This window comes from Leptolyngbya sp. BC1307, assembly GCF_002286735.1.
In the GTDB taxonomy this organism is placed as follows: domain Bacteria; phylum Cyanobacteriota; class Cyanobacteriia; order Phormidesmidales; family Phormidesmidaceae; genus Phormidesmis.
The window spans coordinates 1-5,227 of sequence record NZ_NRTA01000096.1; the positions used below are offsets into that span (position 1 = coordinate 1).

General features: G+C 49.5%; 8 protein-coding genes. 7 read left to right on the forward strand and 1 reads right to left on the reverse strand.

What is annotated here, in order from left to right:
- The 5 genes from CKL79_RS21805 to CKL79_RS21825 all read left to right on the forward strand — a co-directional run.
- Positions 1-294 (forward strand): recombinase family protein (locus tag CKL79_RS21805; RefSeq protein ID WP_240519033.1); only part of this gene is annotated, 294 nt, incomplete at its 5' end.
- A gap of 9 nt (positions 295-303) precedes the next feature.
- The gene (locus CKL79_RS21810; protein WP_121971629.1) at positions 304-1,668 is read left to right on the forward strand and encodes an IS66 family transposase; all 1,365 of its coding nucleotides are present in this window, start codon (positions 304-306) and stop codon (positions 1,666-1,668) included.
- 19 nt (positions 1,669-1,687) lie between these two features.
- Positions 1,688-1,921: a helix-turn-helix domain-containing protein gene (locus tag CKL79_RS24470; protein WP_121971630.1), complete on the forward strand. Its 234-nt coding sequence runs from the start codon at positions 1,688-1,690 to the stop codon at positions 1,919-1,921.
- 644 nt (positions 1,922-2,565) lie between these two features.
- Entirely contained in the window at positions 2,566-2,859 is a 294-nt protein-coding gene (locus tag CKL79_RS23345; protein WP_170944161.1) for a helix-turn-helix domain-containing protein, read from the forward strand.
- Positions 2,860-2,935: 76 nt separating this feature from the next.
- Positions 2,936-3,280 carry a VOC family protein gene (locus tag CKL79_RS21825; RefSeq protein WP_121971632.1) on the forward strand — a complete coding sequence of 115 codons (345 nt, stop codon included), beginning with the start codon at positions 2,936-2,938 and terminating at the stop codon, positions 3,278-3,280.
- A 332-nt stretch (positions 3,281-3,612) separates the two neighbouring features.
- On the opposite strand, the gene CKL79_RS24280 is transcribed toward CKL79_RS21825, so the two are convergent.
- Entirely contained in the window at positions 3,613-3,735 is a 123-nt protein-coding gene (locus tag CKL79_RS24280) for a hypothetical protein (protein WP_276301255.1), read from the reverse strand.
- 93 nt (positions 3,736-3,828) lie between these two features.
- On the opposite strand from CKL79_RS24280, the gene CKL79_RS21835 reads away from it, so the two are divergent.
- Positions 3,829-4,347, forward strand: coding sequence for a GrpB family protein (locus tag CKL79_RS21835; RefSeq protein WP_121971633.1), 519 nt, complete (start codon positions 3,829-3,831; stop codon positions 4,345-4,347).
- Between the two features lie 168 nt (positions 4,348-4,515).
- Positions 4,516-5,019 carry a hypothetical protein gene (locus CKL79_RS21840; protein WP_205879176.1) on the forward strand — a complete coding sequence of 168 codons (504 nt, stop codon included), beginning with the start codon at positions 4,516-4,518 and terminating at the stop codon, positions 5,017-5,019.
- The last annotated feature ends 208 nt before the right edge of the window (positions 5,020-5,227 follow it).

Below are 5,227 nucleotides of genomic sequence, written 5' to 3' on the forward strand. Positions count from 1 at the left end.
CTTTGGCGATCGCACTTCCTGATAGCGATAGATCTGCCTCAGCTTACCGATTTTTCAATGCTTCTGGAGTTCGCCAACAGTGTCCTATACATAGGCGTGATCAAAGGACTAAAGAAACGTGGTGTACAGTTCGCCAGCATCCAGGACGGCTTCGACACTTCGCCAGCAGCAGGCGGCAAGATGGTGTTTTCTGTGATAGGTGCGATGGCTGAGTATGAGCGCAACCTGATTAGAGCGCGTGTAATTGCTCAACTCCCCCCAAAAGAGTATTGCAAAAAAGGCGAAAGGTCTTAATTTAGAGGCATGGAAAAACTACCCGATTTAAGCAGTTTATCAGGCGAGGCCAAAGATGCCTTGATAGTGTTGCTATGGGAAGAAGTACAGCATTTGCGGCAGCGGTTAGAGGAACTGGAACGACCGAAGAAGACGAGCGAGAACTCAAGCGTACCGCCCTCAAAAGGGTTTAAGGCGAACAAACAGCCGCCAAAGGGAAAGAAAGGCGGCGAGCGTCGGGCGGCGAGTGTGGGCAGAACTGGTGGGGGACGCAAGCTGCATCTGCATCCCGATGAGACCGTAATTGCGCAGCTAAGCTGTTGTCCAGCGTGCGCGGCGGCGATGCCGCTGAGTAACCAACGATTACAGAGCCGCTACGAGCGCATAGAACTCCCTGAGATCAAGCCGATAGTGACCAGAGTAGAGCGCTATCAGGGGCGGTGTGACGCGTGCGGCACAGATTCAATCGCGCCGGTTCCGGGGCCTCTAGCCCCCGGCTCGCCATTCGGCCAAAGCATCGAAAGCCTGGCGACTTATCTGCGCTACGGCCATGCGATTAGCTATGAGCGAATGCATCAGTTATTGGCTGAAGTGTTCAATCTATCGATTTCAGAAGGTGGCCTAGCCAACTTGCTCACTCGGGTGAAAGACCGTCTGGATGACCCCCTATCAGAAATCCTTTCGCACTTGCGTCAAGCTGACCTGATTTGCTCAGATGAGACCAGCGCCCGAGTGCATGGTAAGAACGAATGGGAATGGGTGTTCCAAAACCCAGAGGTCTGTTTCCACACGATTTGTGCGACCCGAGGCGGCAGCGTCATCTACGCAGTGCTTGAAGACCACGAACCCGAGGTGTGGGTATCGGACTTGTTCAGTGCGCAAGCCAGTCATCCGGCCAAACAATGGCAGGTGTGTCTAGCCCATCAGCTCAGAGACTGCCAATATGCCATGGATGCGGGCGATAGTGTTTTTGCCCCTGAGATGAAGGCGCTCTTTAAGCGAGCGCTCGCCATTCATCGTCGTCGCGCACAGCTCGCCGATTCTACGCGCTATCAGTATCGCTTGGACATTAAGCGGCAACTGCGCAGGATACTAGACTTAGCGCCTGACCAAGCTGACGGCATCCGATTGAAGACGCGCTACGAAGGCATTCACGATAACCTGTTTCTATTTCTCGAAGATGCCGCTATCCCACCGACCAATAACTCAAGTGAGCAAGCCATTCGGATGAGTACCCTCTTCCGGAAAGTAACCAATGGCTTCCGCTCAGATTGGGGGAAGGATTTGTTCGCTGCTGTACGCTCTATCGTCAATACCGGAAAACGGCAGGGTTTCTCTGCGCTTCAGGCCATTCAGATTGCGCTTTCAGGCCGTTCTCTCTTTCAAACGGGTTGAGCAATTACGAGAGCGTACAATGGTGGGGCTGGCTTCGGCTCGTGCTCGTGGCCGCACGGGAGGTCGTCCGAAGAAATTGGAAAAGGGGCAGGTGAGAGCTGCGATACTCCGAAGGAGTGGCCTTGCCATCGCACTCGCTAACACGGGTGAGTTGACTATCAAAGAACTTTGTGAGCAAGTCGGGTGTTCGCGCTCTACCTACTATCGGCAGGTAGCATCCAGACTGAAACAAGCCTCCGAAGCGCCAGCATAGCTGATCTTTATGGCTGTACGCAGAAGGCCGAAAGCGCTTTATGGAATATGAACAGCCAAAGTCTCAAAGAATATTAGGCAAAAGCGATGGATCTAAAGGCTTCTCTTTGGGAACAGGCAACAGGAATACCAAAGGATAGCCTGCGTAGCTGGGTCTGTTCTTACACTGGTTATTCTGAAAGTCCAAGACGATCAGTGCATCGCCTTGAGATGGTTAAAGACAGAGCCATCGTCGTGATAGGGTTTGGCGACAGATGGCAGATAAGCTCTGTGAATAATAGAACATCATCTATAAAATGTCAGCTCTTTGCGGTTGGATTACAAGGTTCCCCACTCCTCGTTAAACATAGCGGTATTCAACATTGCATCGAGATAGAACTTCTTCCCTGGGCCGCGAATAAACTCTTTAATGGAGCATTCGCTGACTTCCCACAGAGCGTCGTTGACTTAACAGATCTTTGGGGAGAAAGCACCCTTCTCTTAGCAGAAAAGCTTAGTGAGCTAAGCACCTGGCATAGCCGGTTTGCATTAGTAGACCAATTTCTAACTCAGCGATTTATAGAATCAGACTATGCAATTCGGCCAGAGATTCAATGGGCATGGAGGCAGCTTGAACACTCCGGAGGCCACCTTTCGATTCAGTCTTTGGCGAAAACCCTCGGCTGGAGTGACCGACACTTTGCCCACTGCTTTCGCAAGCACATTGGCATCACACCCAAAGCAGCAGCCCGTCGCATTCGGTTTACAAGCGCTTACCGGCTACTAACGGCCCCTGAACACCACGAGCTTAGTGCGATCGCATTAGCCGCTGGCTACAGTGACCAAAGTCACTTCACACGAGAGTTTCACAGCTTTTCTGGTTGTACTCCAAAACGGTATCAGCAAGCTCACTTCATTGACTTACCGGGTACACCTGCTGATGTTATCGAAGATCTCTAAGGTCAGTTTTATTCAAGACAGTTCGGAAGCGTAGAGACTACGATAGCTGGGTCTAATCAAAACAGGAGTTCATAAAATGGCAGGAGAAGTCTCTTATCTGGAGATTGGTGCAGAAGATGCGGCTGTGTCCCGTACTTTCTTTGAGCAGCTTTTTGGATGGAGTTTCCATCCTATGGGCAGTAACGATGAAGGTTGGTTCCAAACACCGTCTATCAAAGCTGGACTACATGGCAACGACTCAGAACCCCAGTTTTCTATCTTTTTCGATGTGCCCGATCTAATGACCGCGATCTCAAAGGTGAAGGAACTTGGAGGAAAGGTAGATGAACCAGGCCCGGAAGAACCGAGCTTTGGTCAGTTCTGTAGCTGCCAAGATCCCCAGGGTGTTCGATTTGGTCTGCATCAGCTACCAAAGAACTGAATGCCTCTCGGTTAGTTGCTGGGCTTTGACTAGCAATCGACGCAATCACATCACCCTGACTGCTTGCTCACCCGGCAACTAGGCCCTAAAGTGGCCAAGCTGCGAAATGGGGCAATTTAGTACAGATAAACCAGGCGCGGAACGATAGCATAGGCGTTTCAGCGCCTTTGAACACGCTTAGCCGATGCTGATCGGCGAAAAGCATGTATCAGACAAAAGCTTTATAGGTCAATGGGTTTGCATCTAAATTTCCCGAAAACGCAGCTTCGCTACTTTGTAGCCTTCAAGCATTGGGGAGATTCTCGTGATAGGGGAGTGGGGCGATCGCCGCTCTAGAAGCCCGCCTCGCCAAGACCCAAGCCATCAAGCAAGGCATGATGCAAAAATTCCTCATCGGGCGATCGCAGTTGGTATAAATATTCAACGTTCTCTCCATAGTCGATAATATGAGTCATCCCGGCACCACCCCGACACCATGACCGATCTCTACCAGGGCCGCGACCCAAGAGACATCCCCACCTGGGTTTTTTTGCACTAACCCTTGTATTATGCTCGGACTGAACCGATACATTACGAAATTGCTACCTCATAATCCGTTATGGCTCATGTACGCTCAGGTGCAGTGTAACGAACTCAAACAAGCGCTCGAAGACCAGGCCATAGACGTTCAACATGTCGGCAGCACCGCCGTGCCTGATCTACCAGCTAAGCCAATCATCGATATTGCAGTTGGGTTACAGGACGAAGCTGACGTTTCAGAGGCGATCGCTAGATTGGAAAATATGAGCTACCTCTATCGTGGCGATACCGGAGAGTCAGGAGGGTATCTCTTCGTCAAAGAAACCTCTCCAGATATCCGTTCTATTCATCTTCATGCTGTTGATTATGATGGCAGGCAGTGGAGAAATTATTTATTGTTTAGAGATACGCTTAGGCAGGATACGGTTCTCAGACAGCAATACGCCAATCTAAAGCAGTCGCTCGCTCGCCGATTTCTTCACGACCGAGAGCAGTATACAAACAGCAAACACGCTTTTATTCAGAGTGTTCTCAACAGAGATGACTAAAGGTGCAATAAGGTTAAGAACGAAGGCTGGAACGGCAGAAATGCGTTGAAAGTTAACGACTAATAGTTATAAGCTCAGAGAGCCTGTGAGAGCAGCAATTCCAAATTCTAACTTAAGGACGCCCTAAACCCTTAATCTATCGTTCGTCTCTAGTCATCATCAAATTCGATGAACGAGGCTGATCGGCTGAAGCCTAGCAAAATCGTTGATCGTTTAGCCAAAATATATGTCTGCAACTTGGAATTTGGAATTGCTGCTGTGAGAGAATTACCACCAACGAACCGTTCCTTATTACTTCGTATAGACTTTACCGACGACCAAGCATGGAACCGTTTGTGCGATGCTATTCAAGAACCAAGTAAGGAGGGGTTTATAGCGTATTTTGAATACGTAAACGACCTGTCCTATGAGGGACTGACATTAAAAGAACTAACGGATGCTGCTATTAATGGTGAGAAGCAACTGAGCTACATCTGCGTTGCCGATCGAGTCACACTGACTGCTTCCGAACAACCGATACTTGTTATAGACTGCTATGACCAACCTGGGCGAACATTTCGAGTAATTCCCAGTGAAGTATGGAGCGTAGAGAATAACCTCTCTATCGCTAACATGGATTTCAGAGAATTTGCAGATAGTTGTGACTCTGACGGTATATTCAGAGGCTTCTAAGGCCATTTGAGTAGATTTAGTTCAGACAGAAGAACGGTAGTAGGCTTTGCATCCTAAGCAACCAGGCGCTAGTACACATCTGGCCTATCGCAATGCGTTTTAAACCCTCGGATACTGTTGGCTAACTCATAGCTAGTCATATGAAACCTTGTCGTACAGGGGATTCAAGCAGACTTCAGCGCTTTGAATCGGGACACTCGCGTCTTGG

What these genes read in the sequence shown, in the direction of transcription:
- CKL79_RS21825 (WP_121971632.1), top strand. Translation starts at nt 2,936, where the DNA reads ATGGCAGGAGAAGTCTCTTATCTGGAGATTGGTGCAGAAGATGCGGCT.
- CKL79_RS24470 (WP_121971630.1), top strand. Translation starts at nt 1,688, where the DNA reads ATGGTGGGGCTGGCTTCGGCTCGTGCTCGTGGCCGCACGGGAGGTCGT.
- CKL79_RS21835 (WP_121971633.1), top strand. Translation starts at nt 3,829, where the DNA reads ATGCTCGGACTGAACCGATACATTACGAAATTGCTACCTCATAATCCG.
- CKL79_RS21840 (WP_205879176.1), top strand. Translation starts at nt 4,516, where the DNA reads ATGAACGAGGCTGATCGGCTGAAGCCTAGCAAAATCGTTGATCGTTTA.
- CKL79_RS24280 (WP_276301255.1), bottom strand. Translation starts at nt 3,735, where the DNA reads ATGACTCATATTATCGACTATGGAGAGAACGTTGAATATTTATACCAA.
- CKL79_RS21810 (WP_121971629.1), top strand. Translation starts at nt 304, where the DNA reads ATGGAAAAACTACCCGATTTAAGCAGTTTATCAGGCGAGGCCAAAGAT.